This is a genomic window from Hallerella porci, from assembly GCF_003148885.1.
Lineage (GTDB): Bacteria > Fibrobacterota > Fibrobacteria > Fibrobacterales > Fibrobacteraceae > Hallerella > Hallerella porci.
In genome coordinates this window covers 1-17,984 of record NZ_QGHD01000007.1, presented here as the reverse complement: position 1 = coordinate 17,984, position 17,984 = coordinate 1, and the positions used below count along the sequence as shown (strand labels likewise).

Genomic DNA, 17,984 nt, shown 5'->3' with positions numbered 1-17,984 from the left:
AATTACCTCGAAATGACCAATTTTTGTTTTTTGCGGAAAGTTTTCGCTTTGGCATCGGCCGATGCCGCCACTTTCGAAACGACAATGTAATGGTATAAACCATTCGCCAATTTGCGTCCGTAGAAATCTTTTCCATCCCAATGCGTCTTTCCCGAAATCGCATGCGGAATGCGCTGCACCATGCGTCCGTTTTGATTGTAAATGAAAATCGTTACGTCCGATGAACGCCCTGCCGCTAAATCTTTAAAGTAAAAAGTCGTACCTTTGCGCTTCATCGGATTCGGCGCATTGAACACATCCGAAAGCCCTTCGGAAAGTCCTTCGGTAATGTTGACTTTGACCGTGCGCGTGGATTCGTTGCCGATAATATCGGTTGCCGAAACTTTGAAAAGGTAAATTCCCGCGGGATATTTACTTTCGGCGAAATTCATGCGGGCGACGGCTTTTTTACTCGACTGTTCCACATAAGGCCACGGATGAAACGGCGATGCAGAAACTTGCCCATCGACTTCAAATTCGACGCCTTCGTTGGCTTCTTCGCGGAAATTGATTGCGGTCGAATCTTTGATTGTTACTTGCAAACATGCGGGAGACGCAAGAGTTACCATTTCACCTTCGGAGAATGAAGTGCCCGATGCCGGAGAAAGACAACTTTGAATGCTAATCAACGGCGGTAATGTATCGTTTGCGATAATGGAATCCGCATACGCCGACGTTCCCGAAATCGCTAAACCCGAAACGAGACTGCGCCCGATTTTCGCCGTGGAATTGCCATTTGCCCAAAGACGAATTTCGGCAGCGGTATCGCCGAACGCAATTTTCCGCGGCGTGATAAAATGAATCGAAAAACGTCCGTCTTTGACTTCGGTATCTTCGCTGAAAATTAACGAACCATCGTAAAGAACCGAAACGGAATCGTTATCCGAAGGTTCTTGGCTTAATTTTTTCTCGTAACTTTGCTCGAGAATGGAAATATGCAATTTTCCGTTCGAAATGCCTTTCACGCTTCCGCTCAAATTCATGCTGTCGAGGGCGCGAATCGTGTCAATTTTTTGATCGAGTTGAATAGAAAGCCCCGCATTCGGCATCGGCACAACGGGCTCGCCGAGAAGCGCATAACGTTCATTGTTATACCGCTGCGACGAATTTGAGGATTCCGAAAGTCCCTTTGCCTGCATGTAAGCGCGTCCGAGAGTTCCGCCCGACGGGAATAATGCATTCGTTAAAACCGACTTGGCAAAGACGCGGTTTAAACTGCCGTAAGTTTCACGGGTTGCGCCAATTGAGGCAATCGCACCGCGCTTCGATGCTTGAATAAACGTTTCCGAAAGAGAAGTTTCGTCGCCTTTGTCAAAGCGTCCGACGGTACACGAGAACGAGCCGAGAATCGTATAACGCGATTCATTGGAAAGATTCGAAACATAAGACGGTTTCATCAAGCCTTCAAACGCCCAATCCGAAATTGAGCCGTGTCCAAAGTAAACGGTAAATAGTGCGCCTTGATTGATGCGGTTTAATAAATCCGAAGTCGCTTCCGGTTTTTGGCCCGACGCATCGGCGGTATAATCCAACAAATAAATTTTGTGAATGTCCAAATGGAATCCGTTTTCCGAAGAACGCTTCCACAATGTCCGCGCTAAATCTTCGGCTGGGCTCGTGTGATCAATCGGATCAACTTCTACGCCGGTCCACGCATCGTCTGCAGAAATTATCACCGCATTACGCCACGCCGAATTATCCGCCGAAAGAGTTTTTTCGTGTTCTTCAATTTTTTCGTTATACGCATTAAACGCCGAGACGCTTCCTAATGGAAGTCTTCCCACGTATAAATCCAAATCGTATTTTCCCGAGAGAATTTGTTCGCCCGAATCGAGAACCGCAAAGAAATCTTCGGCAGCAGCGTCTTCTTTTTCAAACGGCGGCAGCCAATTTGTTTTAAATCCCGAATGGAATCCGCGGTAATCGAAATTGCCATTGCCCGCGAGAACAGCGTAAGTTAAATTCGGCGAAACGCTCCGCGCATAAGCCAAATAATTGCGAATGGCAATCGGCGTTAAAGAGCCGCCCGAATAAGCGCGGTAAATATCTTCGGCGAGAACGACGCTCGTGTTATAAGTCGCGAACGCTTTTCCGCTCGAACGGAATTTGGCAAGTTCAACGGCGGGCACTTGGAAAGCTTCCGGTGCGATAATCAAATATTCCGTTTTCGAAGAAATGCGAGAAATGTCCGAGAGAATGCCTTCTATCCGATTGGGGATGCCGTTAATCGCTGCGGGCTTGCGGAAATTTTCTGCATTGTAAGCGAGATAACGCACATCTTCTTTGGACGAAATGCTATCGGTGAAAAATCCATTTTGGATAGCGAGGAGTCCGACGGGTTCAAAATTTTTGAATTTCATCACCTGCGCATGAGACGTCATCGGAATGCGAATGCGGCCACTCGACTTCCCCGGCAAAATCCATTCAGCGGTATCGTTTTCCAAAGTCGGATTCCACGCATAGGCGAGAGTAAAACCATCGAATCGATCGGGCACAGAATGATTCGGGAGAAGTCGCATCGCATACGAATTTCCCGAAGATTTTAACGGCGGATTTTCAATTTCAAAATTTCCCATCGGCAATTTGCGATCGTAGCCGTCAAATGTTTTCCCGTTTACAGTAAACGTGAATCGCATTTTGGCTTGCGCCGTTGCCGAATGCGGCACATACGAAACCGCGAGGAATTTTTTTCCGCTTTCTTTGAAATGCGGCAATTTATCATTTTTCGCCGTGAAAAAACTCGACGAAGAAATTTCGAGCGAATCGTTTTTTCCATTCCAAAACCAGAACCATTCCTTGCCCGAAGCTTCATCATTTTCGCCAAAATAAACATCGCGAAGCGCAGCGTCTTTTTCGGTGCGCACATAACGAAGCACTTCGATTTCTGTTCCCGATGCCGGAGAATTTAAAGTCGAAACGCGAGCGCCTTTTCCGGTAGAAGAAAATCCCAGTTGAAAATATTGAAAGAAACTATACGGCGATGACGAATAATAATAGTCCATGCCTTTGCTTGTAAACGAAGCGTCTTCAAAGTCGAAACGTTTCCACATCGATGTGCCGTAGCCGACAAAGAAAAGTGTATCGCCATCGTCAAAGGTGCCGTCTGCGCGCAAAGAATTCGGACTGTGATCGCGAATGTCGATCGGAATTTCGAATAATTGATCGGGCACAATTTCCGCAGAACTTTGAATGACTTCGGTTAATGTATCTTGACGCGCTCCGTATAAGCGCAATTTTTCGACCGGAATTCCTTCGCAGTCTGCTGCCCGCGAGACTTCATTGCACGCTGCCCGAAATTGGCGAAATGTCACCGCATAAAGTCCATCTTCATTTGTATTTCCATTGTCGCGGTCGCCTACGGCCAAGCGCACAAGCCAATTTATCTTCGAAAAATCCGATGCGGCAGCTTTGCGCAAAATGCGTCCCGTCTGAGAAGCGATTCCAAAGGACGCAGCCCCTTTCGGATTTTGTACCATCGCAATCGCACGCTTTCCTGGATTTTTATTTTGCGGCGTTCCTGCAAACGAAACATTCACCTGAAAATTTTTCCGAATCGAAATCGTCGAACCCGAAATTTGTAACAGCGGAACAAAAACATCAACCGTCCAAATGCCATCGCGCAAAATGGGTTTCGAAATTTCTAACGCACCATTTTGAAGCGAATCCGAACGGCACCAGTTTCCCTCAAAACGGCTGCGCGCCAAATCCGAAATCGTGACCGTCGGCTTGGCATTCGCAGGAATCGCTATGCGGTAAGTGCGATACGGTAAATGCGAACCTTTTTTGTAAAACGCATTTTCGGGTAATAAACGTGAACCGCCGTCGGCGCAAACTTCTGCACTCGATTCCACAACCTGATCGGTAAAAACAAAACGCGTCCGCGAATCTTCGACCGATTCGAACGCCCACAAGAATGAAATAAAAATCAGGGTGAAGAGTGCAGAAAATTTCACAGCTTATCTTCCTCCGACTAAAATTGAATCCACTTTAATCGTGGGCTGTCCCACAGTCACCGGCACATAACCCGAAGAAGCTCCGCAAACTCCTGCTGCAATCGAAAGATCGCTTCCGACCATCGAGATGCCTTGCAAAACTTGATCGCCTTTTCCGATGAGAGTGGCTCCGCGGACCGGTCGTCCAATTTTTCCGCCGACGATTTCGTAGCCTTCTTCGACCGCAAAATTAAATTCACCCGTCGCAGGATTCACCGAACCGCCCGCCATTTTTGCCGCATACAGTCCGTGATCAACGCTTGCAATCATCGCATCAAAAGAATCTTTCCCCGGTGCGATGAAACTGTTCCGCATGCGACTTACCGGCGCAAATTTATACGATTCGCGGCGACCGCTTCCAGTGCGCGCACAGCCGACTTCTTTTGCGCCGACCATGTCCGCCATATAATTTTTCAAAATTCCGTTTTCGATTAAAACCGTCCGTTCGGATTTCATGCCTTCGTCATCGACGGCACAACTTCCCCACGAACCGGCGATCGTTCCATCGTCAATTGCCGTTAAGCAAGGCTGCGCAATTTGCTTGCCGAGTTTTCCGCAGAATGGACTTGCTTGATGCCGAATCGCTTCAGTTTCTAGCGGATGTCCAACCGCTTCGTGGAAAATCACACCGCCAAATCCGGGGCCCATAACGACTGGCATAACACCGCCCGAAATGTAGCCCGCATCGAGCATGCGCAGCGAACGTTCCGCTGCGATTTTTGCCAAATTCGTCACGTCAAATTTTTCTAAGCATTCATAACCAGCCAAAGCTCCTGGCGCTTCGCGCGAAACAATTTTTTCGGAATCGCGTCCTGCGGTGACGTTAATGCCTAGGCGCGTATGCGTCCGAAAATCGCTGACATTGATACCGCTCGAACTCACGATATGAATGTGCGAACAGGAATCGGTGATGCTTGCGACAACTTGGCAAATGCGATTCGAAACTTGGCGAGCATTCGCATCTGCGCTGTGCAAAAAATCCAACTTGTAGCCGTTTCCTAAAACTCCCGGATCTAAAAAATCTTTCGCAGGATTTCCAAACCGAGAAATTTCCGCAGAAAATTTCGGCGCTGCAGACTTTCCTTTTTCCCGCCCGAACGCAAGGGTCTTCACCATTTGCAAAAGAGCGTCTTTGCTTTCTTCGCTCGTAAACGCATAAAGCACTTCCGTTCCATAAATCAAACGAACGCCGATGCCGAATTCGGTTCCCGCCGACGCCGTTTCAATTTTACTGTCTTTTAACGAAAGAGTCGAAGAACGCGTTTCTTCTTCGTAAATTTCGACGTAATCTGCGCCGCACTGCGTTCCAAGTTCTAAAATGGATTCTGCAACATCTCGATTCATAATTTTCTTTACAAATTCACCTTTGAAATTTTCCGCACCGGAATTCCCGCTTTTTGCATTTCATTTTTAATTTGCGGAACAGTATAAGTGCCAAAATGCACCATGCTTGCGACAAGCGCTGCATCGGCTGCGGTTTTGCAGAAAAGGTCAGCGATATGTTCCGGTTTCCCGGCACCGCCCGAAGCGATGACAGGAATGCCCACAGCCTTTGCCACTTTATCGGTAATTTCTAGTTCGTAGCCATCGCGGACGCCGTCGGTATCCATCGCGTTTAAGCAAATTTCGCCTGCGCCGAGAGATTCCGCTTTCTTCGCCCATTCGACAGCATCGAGCCCCGTCGCTGCGCGACCGCCCTTGATATAAATTTCATAACCCGAAGGAATTTTTTCCGAGACGCCGACGCGCTTTGCGTCCATCCCGAGGACGACGCATTGATTGCCAAAAGCTTTTGCGCCTTCAGAAATAATTTCCGGATGCAAAACAGCGAGGCTGTTCACGCTCACTTTTTCTGCGCCCGCGAGAAGCACTTGGTGCATATCTTCGAGATTGCGAATGCCTCCGCCGACCGAAAATGGAATGAAAACATTTTTTGCAATTTCTTTCACCATTTCAAAATCGCACGGGCGATTTTCTGCGCTCGCAGTAATATCGTAAAAGACGAGTTCGTCCACACCGTCTGCGCTATACTTTGCGCCGAGTTCCACCGGATCGCCGATGTCGATATTTCCTTTGAACTTAACGCCTTTCGTCACTTTGCGATTGCGCACATCCAAGCAGATGATTAAACGTTTCGTTAGCATAATCCGCTCCAACAGCTAAAGTTTTTGAGCACGCGTAATCCGACGTCGCCGCTTTTTTCCAAGTGGAATTGCGTCGCGACTAAATTTTCTTTCACAACTGCCGATGTAAATTTCTGCGAGCCGTAAGTCGTTTCGGAAAGCGCATTTTCCGGAGAAATTTCTGCCGGGTGATAAGAATGCACAAAGTAAAAATCGCTTCCGTCGGCAATGCCTTCAAAGAGCGGATGTTTTTTCAAAAAATGAACTTGATTCCAACCCATGTGCGGAATTTTAATGCCCGCTTCTTCTTCAAAACGGACAGCTTTACCGTCGATGAATCCTAACGTTTTAACGCCGCCGTTTTCTTCGCTCGAATTCAAAATAATCTGGCAGCCGATGCAAATACCGAGAACCGGACGCTTATTCGCAATCACTTGGGCGATTGCATTCCCGATGCCCGAATTCGTTAGCGTTTCCATCGCACTTTTTGCAGCGCCCACACCCGGGAAAACCAAGCGGTCTGCGTTAGCGATTTCTGCGGGGTCACGCGATGCTTTGACTTCAATTCCCAAATGCGCAAAAGCGTTGAGCACCGAAGTTAAGTTTCCTGCGTTGTAATCCACGACGATAAAATTTTCCATAATCTTCTCGTTTGAAGAGGATTTTTTTCAAGAAAAATTCTGCGGGATTTCCGCAGAACTTTCTCGTTTTGACTTAAATCAAACCATCAAAGAAATTGTTTCCCTTATCGTCCACGAGGATGAACGCTGGGAAATCCTTAATGGTAATTTTGCGGATGGCTTCCATGCCGAGTTCTGGGAAGGCGACGACATCGTTGCTCAGAATATTTTGTTCCGCAAGAATTGCGGCCGGACCACCGATAGATCCGAGGAAGAATCCGCCGTACTTTTTGCAAGCGTCGGTGACTTCTTGGCTGCGGTTTCCCTTAGCGACCATAATCATCGAAGCGCCCTTGCTCTGGAAACGCATCACATACGGATCCATTCGGTTTGCAGTCGTCGGGCCAAAGCTTCCTGTCGGCATTCCCGCCGGAGTCTTTGCCGGTCCCGCATAATAAATCGGGTGATTGCTTACGACTTCGAGAACTTTCTTTTCCATTTCCGAAAGTTCTGCGCCGCTTTCTTGCTTATCGAAAATTTCAGCGATTTTTGCGTGCGCCATATCGCGGGCGACGATCATCGTTCCCTTCAAATTCAAGCGGGTCTTGACCGGATACTTCGTGAGGTCGGCGAGGACTTCTTTCATCGGGCGATCCAAATCAATTTCTACCGCCGGAGCCAAGTTCACCACATTGCCTGCGGGGATATACTTTTCCGGATGATGTTCCATCTTTTCGAGCCAGAGACCGTTTTCGTCAATTTTCGCTTTGATGTTACGGTCTGCCGAGCAGCTTACACCGATAGAAACCGGGCAACTTGCCGCATGACGCGGGCAACGGATAACGCGGACATCGTGGACAAAATATTTGCCGCCGAATTGTGCGCCGATGCCAGTCTTTTGGCAAATGTGCAGCACCTTTTCTTCCATTTCGAGGTCGCGGAAAATGCGTCCGCCTTCCGAACCGGTCGTCGGAATATCATCCAAGTAACCGCAGCTTGCGAGCTTCACCATGTGCGTATTCATTTCGGCGCTTGTGCCACCGATAACAATTGCCAAATGATACGGCGGGCACGCTGCCGTTCCGAGGGTTTTCACCTTATCGGCGAGGAATTTTTCCAAAGACTTCGGGTTGAGGAGCGCCTTCGTCATCGGCCAGTAATAAGTTTTATTCGCCGATCCACCACCCTTTGCCACAAAGAGGAATTTCATTTCGGCGCCTTCTTCGGCGTGAATGTCGATTTGAGCCGGCAAATTGCAAGCGGTATTTTTTTCTTCATACATCGAAAGCGGAGCGATTTGACTGTAACGCAAATTCTTCGTCGTGTACGCATTGTAAATGCCTTCGGAAATCGCTTCGGCATCGTCAAAGCCTGTCCACACCTGCTGGCCTTTATGCGCAACGCAAATAGCGGTTCCCGTATCTTGACAGAACGGAAGAATTCCCTTGGCGGCAACGGTTGCGTTTTTGAGCATCGTCAATGCGACGAATTTATCGTTATCGCTCGCTTCGGGATCTTGCAAAATTTTTGCCACTTTTGCCGTGTGCGATGGGCGCAAGCAAAATTCGACTTCTTCAAAAGCGGCTTCCGAAAGCTTAGAAAGCGCTTCTTTCGAAACTTTCAGAATTTTCTTTCCTTCGAATTCAGCGACGGAAATTCCGTCTTTGCCGAGATTCACATATTCAGTCGTATCTTTGCCGTGCTGGACTGTTGCTTCGTATTGAAATGCCATAGAAACCTCTCATTCAAATAAATGATCATCTAGAAAATAGAATTTTCGCCTTTTTAAGAAAAATTATTTACCACTTTCCTGTTTGAAGAGTTATCTTTTTCCTTGCACTTGGCGGTTCATCTGCCAAAAATGTTTTTTATCAAGTGAGGAAATAATGAAACTCAAGAAGACTCTCGCCGCAGCGTTAATGCTTTCTGCATTTGCGTTCGCCGCAGAAACAGCAACACCGACTCAAGCCGTTCCTGCAGATACCACGAAAAAAGTGGAAGCTCCAGCCGAAGCCGCTAAAGCGGAACCGACACCTGCTCCAGCTCCCGCTCAAGCAGCAGCCCCCGCGGATACCGTGAAAAAAGCTGAAGCTGCACCAGCCGCAGAAGCAGTGCCCGCACCGGCACCCGCTCCGGTTGATACCGCAAAAGCTCCAGTCGCCGAAGCCCAAGCTCCGGTCGTAGCCGATTCCGCAACTGCCGAAGCAGCTCCGGCAACCGATTCTACCGCAGCAGTCGCAGCCGCTCCGGCTGATTCCGCAAAGGCTCCTGTCGCCGATTCTTCTGAAGTTCTCGAAGCAAAAGCCGCTCCGGTGGATTCTGCAAAGACCGATTCCGCAGCAGTCGCTCCGGTCGCAGCAGATACCGCAGCCGTTGTCGCCGCAGCCGATTCTTCGGCACAAGCTCCGGCTGATTCTGCCAAGGCAGAACCGAAAGCCGCAAGTGGCGAACCGCGCACCGCAGGCCAAACGATTATGGAAAACCCGCTGGAATTCCTCATCGTGAGCGCCGCATTCATCGCAAGCGTTCTCGTGATTATCTTCACCGGCAAAGACTAATTTTGTCAAAAAGAAATGAAAGAAGCTCGCCCATCGGCGGGCTTTTTTCGTTTAAACTTTTGTTGTAAAATCAACAACGCTTTTTTCTTTTTCCCTCTTTGCATTTTTTCTTCGGGCTTTTAATTTATCAGTATCCAAATGCGAGGAAAAATGAAATTCACCACTTCTACTTTAATTTTGCTCTTCGGAGCAACTCTTTCACTCGGTTGGAACATTGCGGGGCAAGTGATAACAGAACAGGGCGAAGGCATTCCCGATGTTCAAATTTCTTCTTTTAATTATACAGGAATTGCCGCCGTATCCGATGCCTCTGGAAATTTCCAACTTTCCAACGATCCCAATTCTATCCAAGCGATTTCCCGCAAAGAAATGCGCGTGCACTTTGACGGAAAATTTGCGACATTACAAAATGTAAATGTCCGCGTTTTAAAAATTTCGCTGCTGGATGCGCTCGGCAAAGTGACTTTCCAGCAAGAATTTTTCAACGCAAACGGTTCTCTCTATCTCGATTTAAGTCGCCTTTCTCATTCCAAAAATTTTCTGAAAATTTCTGCCGATGGCGCAGGCTCCGTTTATGCATTAGACCATCGCGGCATTTTGAAAAAAGCCGGTGATCCGCTCGCTTCTCTCTTCTTCAAAAAAGATGGCTTCGAAGAAACGATGTATCAAATGAAAGCCGAAGAAGAAGTCGGCGTAAAAATTACTCTCAAAGTCAAAGGAAGTTCAAAGCCCATTTCTTCTTCAAGTCAGAGCAGTTCTTCTTCTGCAGAAATTTCATCTTCCTCAGAAATTCCCGATGAACCGGTCAACTGCGCAACGAAAACTTTAAAGCCCGGCGATTACACGAAAGAAGTCGATGGCCGCAAATACATTGTTCACGTTCCGAATACTTATACCGGAAGTAATGCGGTCCCGCTCCTCGTCGATTATCATCCGATTATGGGAAGCGCGCAAGGTTGGGCAAGCAGTAAAACTTACGAAGCAGCAACCCTTTCTGACGCCGTAATTATCGCATATCCCGACGGCGCAACCGGCGGAATGGGGCAAGCGTGGAATGTCGGCCCTTGCTGCACCGATGCCGATGACATTACCTTTAGCCGCCACTTGATTCAAGAACTTCAAAACGAAGCGTGCATCGATCCGAAGCGCATTTACGCCGCAGGATTTTCGATGGGCGGCGGCATGTCAAATTATGTCGCTTGTAAAATGGCAGATGTCTTTGCCGCAACGGCTCCCGCGTCCTTTGATTTAGCAAAAGAAGTCGTCGATGCCGGCGAATGCAAACCATCGCGCCCCATTTCCGTTCTCAATTTCCGCGGTTCTCAAGACGGCGTCGTCCCTTACGCAGGCGGTTATTCTTCGATGGTTCCCGGAAAACCGATTACATTCCTTGGCGCACAAAATAACCTTAAAGAATGGGCGAAAATGAACAGTTGTTCTGGCGAACCCAAAGATCAAGGCAACGGCTGCGTCATTTACGAAAACTGCAGCGCCGGCGTTCAAGTCGGACTTTGCACCGATAAAGGCGGCGCAAGCTGCAGCGGAAACGGCCACGACGCCGGCTGCGCAGAAATCGGTTGGAAATTCCTCAAACAATTTACAAAGCCCTAAGTTTCCCGTTCATAACACACCACCAAAAAAGGTCGTACGGCTCTGCCGTGCGACTTTTTTTATGAGGAATGAAGAGTGTAGAGCTTGGTGCGCCGTAGACGCAAAGCGCCTAACTTTATAATTGTTAATTGTGAATTATCAATTCTGCATTATTATCCAATGCATAATTAACAATTAACAATGCACAATTGGAAATAATGGCGGCGAAGCCGCGCGGGGTTTTGAGAACTTAGAGCTAAGAACTTTGATCTTAGAAATTCTAAGCTCTAAAATCTAAGTTCTAAGATCTTTCTTTCCACTTTTTTCGATTTTAAGTAAAATCTTCTTTACTTTTGATGCATTTTTACTGATTAAAGCGTCTATACTCTTAGATAGGGAAAATTGTCCATATCTGCTTTTTTGGGGGCGTTCCCAATGGAGAACAAAATGACGAATAAAAATTCTCGTCGCAGTCATGACGCTTTCTTCCGCTGACTTTTTGCCGATAAAAATCATTTGCGGGCGTTGTTGAAATTGTGTGCGAAGCAGAAACCGGAAATCTCTGAGTTTTTGAAAGCCATCAATTTGAATTCGCTCGAGCAGATTCCAGATTCGTATTCCGAAGTGGACGAAACGGGCGAAGCCGATTTAGCTTTTCGCGTGAAAGCTGCGAAAGGGCATCCCACTGTGGTTGGGATTCTGTTGGAGCATAAATCAGGCTCGGATAAATTCGTCTTTGCCCAAATTTCTCGCTATGTAAATAAAGTGATGAAATTGCAGAACGATTTGGTTGACGTAATGCCGACGCGGGCTTTCATTTTTTACAACGGCAAAGGTCCGTGGGACCCGTTTAAACTTTTGCGTAAAAATTATTCCGATTACTTTTTTAAGCCTGTGTTGCCTTTTCAATGCCATTTCATCGACATGAAAATGATTTCGGACGAAGATTGCATCGGCTGCGATGATGTTGCAACGGCAATGGGTGTAACCGCAATGAAATATGCGTTTAACCGGAAAAAATTGTTGGCAATTCTTCCCAAATTTCAAAAAGCCTTAACGCAGATTCCTTACGATGAAGCGAAAAACTTGCTCGAAAAAATTAGTGTATATTTGAAGGAGTATTTGGGAGAAAGCATCCTCAAGGAGTTAGATATGGCATTCGTAAGCATCGGACAAAAGTACGGATTCGTCAGCGCCGGCGATGTCTTTCGCCAAAGGCTCGCTGCAGGTAAGGCTGAGGCGCTTGCGGAAGGAATTTCCAAAGGGCGTAAGGAAGGACGTGCAGAAGGAATGAAAAAAGGAATGATGGCTAAAACGCGTTCCCTCGCCAAAGGCTTTTTGAAAAAAGGCATTTCCGTTGAAACGATTGCAGAGGTCACCGGCCTCACGATTGATGAAATCAAAGCACTGTAAAAAAAGAATCGCGAAAGCGGTTCTTTTTTAGTTGGAATTGATGACAATGCATAATGAACAATTAACAATGCACAATTGAAAAGAAAATGCGGACTTTTAGTCCGCACTTCCTTTTCCCATACTTCATCCTAGCTCAAATTCCAAAAATATGTTTCAACATGTTGTTCCGATTTCTTTCGCAATTTGACTTTTGACGGTGGTAAGTGCGATTCTCCAACCATGTAAACGCTCCACGGATCAAAATAATTCACAAGATTAAGGTGTTTTTCAAGAAATTCGTAAAGCGGAAAATTCGTCTTTCGTAGTTCCTCAAATGTTTCCTCGATGTTGATTCCGCTTGCATCGAGCAGTTGCTTGTATTCGGCGTCTTCTTTAGGATATTCAAAGAGAATCTCCTTGAGATAAGCGATATCCATTTCATATCGAACGCAAGTATCGGGCTCGTTTCTTCCCATTATTTGGGGACATTCATTAGGATGTTTTGAAAAATACGATAAACGGTTTAGCACATAATGTAATGGAATCTTTTGCCAGCCACAATCCGGTTTTACATAGAACCATTCTTCATTGTCGTAAAAATAATAGTAATCCGTAAACATAACTTCTGGGCAGATTTCCATTTCAGAATCACAAGTTCTGTGAGAACGGTGCCCTTTCCATCTATTTGTGCAATATGTTTTTGATTCGGTGTCAAACAAGGCTGGATTATTTTCTGTTCCCGGTGCACCAAGAGTTTCTAACTGCCCCAGTGAAAATAATTGTTCCACCAATTTCGGGGAATCATAATAAACCATCAAGATGATACCTACATAGCTTAGAAAACCATCATTGATGATGTTTCCGTATTGAATTGTGTTGTCGGGCAATCGGCGGACGATTGCTGCATGTGTTCCCATAAGAATTCCTTTGTTGGAAATGATGAACATGTAAATTTCATTCTGTAAAATCAATCATTCATAAAAAAGGGCTCGGCTAGAGCCCAGAATACAAAAAGTGAAGCTTTTACAGTCTATTTTTGGTTTTGCAAAAGCTAGAGTGCGAGCAGTTCCTAAAAGCAAGCGCCTACGAACGATCGAATAGCGTATCAACGCAGAAGGTCAAGAACATCCTCGAAAAAATGTATGGTTTGGGGGTGAGCTCAACACAGGTTTTCGATGCGCCGTAGGCGCGCTTTTTTTAGATCTTAAAGCGAAGAGCTTTGAACTTAGAAATCTCTAATCTCTAAACTCTAAGTTCTAAGCTCTAAAATCTTCCCCCACCTTTTGATTGTTTTCCATTTGAATTTCACTTTTCCCCTTCCGTTTATAGAGGGCGCTCATCTTGAGCTGTGCGATTTGCGTGTTCACGAAGCTTGCGAAATTTTCGTAATCGGCGTCCCCTTCGAGAATCATGTGGGCGTTAACCACACGCACCAAATTGCTGTAGGCGTTGTCGCAGACGACCCTTGCCTGCTTCATCGCACCCGCCGTCTTGACGGAGCGCTCGTCGGTGCGCGTATTCGTGTACTCGCGGACCATTTCGTTTGCCTGCTTCAGACGTTCTACGATAGCCATAAGGTTAAGAGTTTCAACATGCGCCTTGTGCGAGCCTTCCAAATCCTGGATAAAGTTTACGAGGGAGCCCGTTTCCTTGTCAATTTGATCGCGAACGTTGATTTTGTAATCCACGATATGCTGGTTCAATACCGTTGCAGCGTTTGCAAGTTCTGGAATCGGAGCGTCCAAATGGGCTTCGACAAGCTTCTTGTAGCCGAGATAAAGCTTGTCGCGGAAGCTGTCTGCCTGGGTAATCTTGTCTGTCGCAAGGCTTTTCGAAGATGTCGCAAAGCAATCGTCTTCGGCCTTAAGCGTTTTTTGCAGAGCGTCGACTTGATCCTTGCACTTGGTGCTCACATTTTCGTCGGCAAGGGCGCGCGCAAGGAGCTCCTTCATAAACAGAAAATGTGCAGCGTTGTTCAGGTAAGTTAACTTGTAACTTTCGATTTGACTCATGTGTCCTCCAATAGGATGGTTGATGTGTTGTCCCAAAATCCACTCACCGATAATAATGTAAGTAAAACAAATTCAATCGTTACAAAAATTTGTGTAATTTTTTGTTTAAAAAGTGAAGATAACTGTTACCTCATTCCAAAACGCTCATCCCCTTTTGCAAAATGATATTCTGATTACCCAATCAGGCTATTCATTATTGCAGAGAGATATTTTTATTACCCAATTAGGCTATTCATTATTGCAGAGGGCTATTTTTATTACCCAATCTGGCAATTCACTTTTGAAAAGGGCTGTTTTTACTACCAAATTAGGCAATTCACTTTTGCGAAGGGCTATTTTTATTACCAAATCTGGCTATTCACTTTTGAAAAGGGCTGTTTTTACTACCAAATCTGGCTATTCACTTTTGAAAAGGGCTGTTTTTACCACCAAATCTGGCAATTCACTTTTGCGAAGAGCATTTGTTGGGCAAAACAGGGCTTTGCACTTTTGAAGTGGGATATTTGTTGAGCGAAACAGGGCTTTGCACTTTTGAAGTGGGATATTTGTTGGGCAAAACAGGGCTTTGCACTTTTGAAGTGGGATATTTGTTGAGCGAAACAGGGCTTTGCACTTTTGAAGTGGGATATTTGTTGGGCAAAACAGGGCTTTGCACTTTTGAAGTGGGATATTTGTTGAGCGAAACAGGGCTTTGCACTTTTGAAGTGGGACATTTGTTGGGCGAAACAGGGCTTTACACTTTTGAAGTGGGACATTTGTTGGGCGAAACAGGGCTTTGCACTTTTGAAGTGGGATATTTGTTGAGCGAAACAGGGCTTTGCACTTTTGAAGTGGGATATTTGTTGGGCGAAATTGGGCAAATCACAAATGCAAAGGGTCATTTGTTTTTGAAAACAGGTCCATGCAATTTTGCGGAAGGGATTTGGGTTGGCAAGCGATGGCACTTGGAGGTTGATTATTCAAAAAATGTTTATAAAAAAAATTGTCATTGGGATGACAGCGAGGAAAATTAAATTTACATTAGGAAATCCAATTTGTCGCCCTATTGTATGGAGAGAATTAAAATCTTATGGCTAAAAAATTAAGTTCTCAGCAAATTTCCGCCCAGGCATTTTTAGAAGTTTGGAAAGACCGGGGTTTTGAAAATCGCGAAACGCAAAAATTTTGGATTGATTTACTGCAAAGCGTGTTTCAAGTGAAAGATGCGGTGCATTACATCGAATTTGAAAAGCCCGTGAAACTTTCGAACGCAAGCCGCATCGACGGCTACATTGCAACGACGAAGGTTCTTATCGAACAGAAGGGCAAAGACATTGACCTAGACAAAAAGGAAAGGCAGTCCGACGGCGAAGAACTGACGCCATACGAACAGGCAAAACGCTACAACGACAACTTGCCCTATTCCGAAAAAGTGCGCTGGATAGTCACCTGCAACTTCCAAACATTCCATATTTACAACATGGAAGACAAGGAACCCGTGAAGACGCGCGAAGTATTAAACCTAAAAGACTTTGGCAAAGAATATTACCGCCTGAATTTTTTAGTCGACGAAAATGACCAGCACACGAAACGCGAAATGGAAGTGTCCATTGCCGCAGGCGACATCGTGGGCGAAATTTACGAGAAGTTTTTGGCGCAGTACAAGAACCCGGAATCGCCCGAGACCTTGAAGAGCCTGAACGTGCTTTGCGTGCGCATCGTCTTTTGCCTGTATGCCGAAGACGCGGGGCTGTTCGGCCGCCACGGCATGTTCCACGATTATCTCGCGCAATTTAACGCCCCCCAAATGCGCCGCGCTTTGATTGAACTTTTTAACATTCTCAATCAAAAAATCGAAGAACGCGACGAATACTTAAAAGACGAAAACCCCACACTCGCCGCATTCCCCTATGTGAACGGCGGACTTTTTGCCAAGCCCAAGGGCGATGCGGATATCGAAATCCCGATGATAACCGACGAAATTCGCGACCTGCTTTTGGCGAAGGCATCGGATGATTTTGACTGGTCGGAAATCAGCCCGACGATTTTTGGAGCCGTTTTCGAAAGCACATTAAACCCGGAAACACGCCGCAAGGGCGGCATGCATTACACGAGCATCGAAAACATTCACAAAGTCATCGACCCGCTATTTTTAGACGATTTAAAGGCAGAACTCGCATCGATTTTAGAAAAAGTCAATCCCGAAAAAGAGCTGAGAAATTTCCAGGCAAAACTTTCGCATTTGACTTTTTTGGACCCCGCGTGCGGCAGCGGAAACTTTTTGACCGAAACCTATTTGTGCTTGCGCAGGCTCGAAAATAAAGTATTAAGCACCCTTTCAAAGGGGCAAATGGAAATCGCTTACGATGTAAGCAGCCCTATTCAGGTGCAAATTCAACAATTTTACGGAATCGAAATCAACGACTTTGCGGTAACCGTCGCAAAGACTGCGCTCTGGATTGCCGAAAGCCAGATGATGAAAGAGACGGAAAGCATCATACACTCCGCGATAGACTTCTTGCCGCTCAAGACAAACGCGCACATCGTGGAAGGCAACGCGCTAAAAACAGACTGGCAGACTTTTGAAAACAGTGCCGAAGTGATGAGCGGCACCTTCTTCGAAAAGGAATCGCACGAAAAGCGCAACTACGATTATATCATCGGGAACCCGCCATTTGTGGGGGCACGCTTGATGAATGCGGAACAAAAACAGGATCTTGAAAATGTTTTTGGCAAAGATTGGAAAAATGCCGGCAACCTGGATTATGTGGCGTGCTGGTACAAAAAAGCGGCTGATTTAATGAAGGGTAGCAATACAAGGACCGCACTCGTTTCAACCAATTCGATTTGTCAAGGTGAGAGTGTTGCCAACCTTTGGAAACCTCTTTTTGACGATGGGGTGCATATCGATTTTGCACACCGCACTTTCCGCTGGGATAGCGAAGCAAGCATTAAGGCGCATGTGCATTGCGTGATTGTGGGCTTTAGCAGTGACGAAAATAAAAAGCCAAAAAGGATATTTGCTGGTGATGAATGTATTGATGCAAAAAACATTAATGGGTATTTGATTGATGCTGAAAATTTCTATTAGTGTCCGGTAAAACTTTTTAATTCAACCTGAAATCTAACAAAAAAGGCGACTTCCGTTTCCGGGAGCCGCCGCTTTTGACTATAGTTTCTTTTGCACATAAAACAAATTCAAAAGCACTATGGAATGTAGAAATTTTACCGGACAGCCGATATACGCACAAATCACAAAATACCTCTCTAAAGGCGAAATTCTGAGGCAATCCCGCAGCGTTGGCGGGGAACGCTATGTCAAGAAGTTCGACGGGTTCCAGCACCTGCTCGTGCTGTTGTTCGCTGTATTCAAAAATTACAGCTCCCTGCGCGAAATCCTTACGGGAGTGAACACGGAAGCGAGGCACCTGTGGCACGCCGGGTTCACGGGACCGCTGAAGATGAGCACTTTCTCCGACGCGAACAACAGACGCCCCTGCAAGTTCTTCGAGGCCGTCTACAAGTCGCTCTACGAAAAGTTCGGCCGTTTTTTACCGGACAGTCGCGACTATGAATGGGCGCAGAAACTGTACGTGATGGACTCCACGACCATATCGCTGTTCTCGAACGTCCTGAAGGGAGCCGGACGAAACCCGAAAATCGGCAGGAAGAACGGCGG

At 46.3% G+C, this 17,984-nt stretch carries 14 protein-coding genes and 1 pseudogene; 7 read left to right on the top strand and 8 right to left on the bottom strand.

From position 1 onward, the window contains the following. Positions 1-2: 2 nt before the first annotated feature. The 5 genes from B0H50_RS05020 to B0H50_RS05000 form a co-directional block, all read right to left on the bottom strand. Positions 3-3,992 carry a C25 family cysteine peptidase gene (locus B0H50_RS05020; RefSeq protein WP_109587344.1) on the bottom strand — a complete coding sequence of 1,330 codons (3,990 nt, stop codon included), beginning with the start codon at positions 3,990-3,992 and terminating at the stop codon, positions 3-5. Between the two features lie 3 nt (positions 3,993-3,995). Beyond that, positions 3,996-5,375: a TldD/PmbA family protein gene (locus B0H50_RS05015; RefSeq protein WP_106198755.1), complete on the bottom strand. Its 1,380-nt coding sequence runs from the start codon at positions 5,373-5,375 to the stop codon at positions 3,996-3,998. An 8-nt stretch (positions 5,376-5,383) separates the two neighbouring features. Beyond that, the gene (gene hisF, locus B0H50_RS05010; protein ID WP_109587343.1) at positions 5,384-6,175 is read right to left on the bottom strand and encodes an imidazole glycerol phosphate synthase subunit HisF; all 792 of its coding nucleotides are present in this window, start codon (positions 6,173-6,175) and stop codon (positions 5,384-5,386) included. Then, complete coding sequence (gene hisH / locus B0H50_RS05005; protein WP_109587342.1) at positions 6,169-6,795, bottom strand: imidazole glycerol phosphate synthase subunit HisH; 627 nt, start codon at positions 6,793-6,795, stop codon at positions 6,169-6,171. Before hisH ends, hisF begins: the two co-directional genes overlap by 7 nt. Before the next feature lie 73 nt (positions 6,796-6,868). After that, positions 6,869-8,506 carry a fumarate hydratase gene (locus B0H50_RS05000; RefSeq protein WP_106198758.1) on the bottom strand — a complete coding sequence of 546 codons (1,638 nt, stop codon included), beginning with the start codon at positions 8,504-8,506 and terminating at the stop codon, positions 6,869-6,871. A gap of 154 nt (positions 8,507-8,660) precedes the next feature. On the opposite strand from B0H50_RS05000, the gene B0H50_RS04995 reads away from it, so the two are divergent. Continuing rightward, positions 8,661-9,332, top strand: a complete 672-nt coding sequence (locus B0H50_RS04995) for a hypothetical protein (RefSeq protein WP_109587341.1) — start codon at positions 8,661-8,663, stop codon at positions 9,330-9,332. 150 nt (positions 9,333-9,482) lie between these two features. Beyond that, positions 9,483-10,943, top strand: a complete 1,461-nt coding sequence (locus tag B0H50_RS04990) for an alpha/beta hydrolase family esterase (protein WP_158275881.1) — start codon at positions 9,483-9,485, stop codon at positions 10,941-10,943. A gap of 273 nt (positions 10,944-11,216) precedes the next feature. On the opposite strand, the gene B0H50_RS13440 is transcribed toward B0H50_RS04990, so the two are convergent. Beyond that, on the bottom strand, positions 11,217-11,438 hold the full coding sequence (locus B0H50_RS13440) for a hypothetical protein (protein WP_199191883.1): 222 nt from the start codon (positions 11,436-11,438) through the stop codon (positions 11,217-11,219). Between B0H50_RS13440 and B0H50_RS04985 the strand changes: the two genes are divergently transcribed. After that, a complete protein-coding gene (locus tag B0H50_RS04985; RefSeq protein WP_332888810.1) occupies positions 11,439-12,335 on the top strand; it encodes an Rpn family recombination-promoting nuclease/putative transposase in 897 nt (298 codons plus the stop codon). 128 nt (positions 12,336-12,463) lie between these two features. Here B0H50_RS04985 and B0H50_RS04980 read toward each other — a convergent pair whose 3' ends face one another. Then, positions 12,464-13,261: a hypothetical protein gene (locus tag B0H50_RS04980; protein ID WP_146193683.1), complete on the bottom strand. Its 798-nt coding sequence runs from the start codon at positions 13,259-13,261 to the stop codon at positions 12,464-12,466. 309 nt (positions 13,262-13,570) lie between these two features. After that, on the bottom strand, positions 13,571-14,326 hold the full coding sequence (locus B0H50_RS04975; RefSeq protein ID WP_146129182.1) for a DUF6261 family protein: 756 nt from the start codon (positions 14,324-14,326) through the stop codon (positions 13,571-13,573). Positions 14,327-14,438: 112 nt separating this feature from the next. On the opposite strand from B0H50_RS04975, the gene B0H50_RS13115 reads away from it, so the two are divergent. From B0H50_RS13115 to B0H50_RS04960, 4 genes and pseudogenes are all read left to right on the top strand, one after another. Continuing rightward, entirely contained in the window at positions 14,439-14,819 is a 381-nt protein-coding gene (locus B0H50_RS13115) for a hypothetical protein (protein ID WP_146193682.1), read from the top strand. A 1-nt stretch (position 14,820) separates the two neighbouring features. Beyond that, positions 14,821-15,339: a hypothetical protein gene (locus B0H50_RS04970; RefSeq protein WP_146193681.1), complete on the top strand. Its 519-nt coding sequence runs from the start codon at positions 14,821-14,823 to the stop codon at positions 15,337-15,339. A 56-nt stretch (positions 15,340-15,395) separates the two neighbouring features. After that, positions 15,396-17,393, top strand: a pseudogene (locus B0H50_RS04965) (DNA methyltransferase); the annotation flags it as partial. Positions 17,394-17,514: 121 nt separating this feature from the next. Continuing rightward, positions 17,515-17,984 (top strand): DUF4372 domain-containing protein (locus tag B0H50_RS04960; RefSeq protein WP_146193680.1); only part of this gene is annotated, 470 nt, incomplete at its 3' end.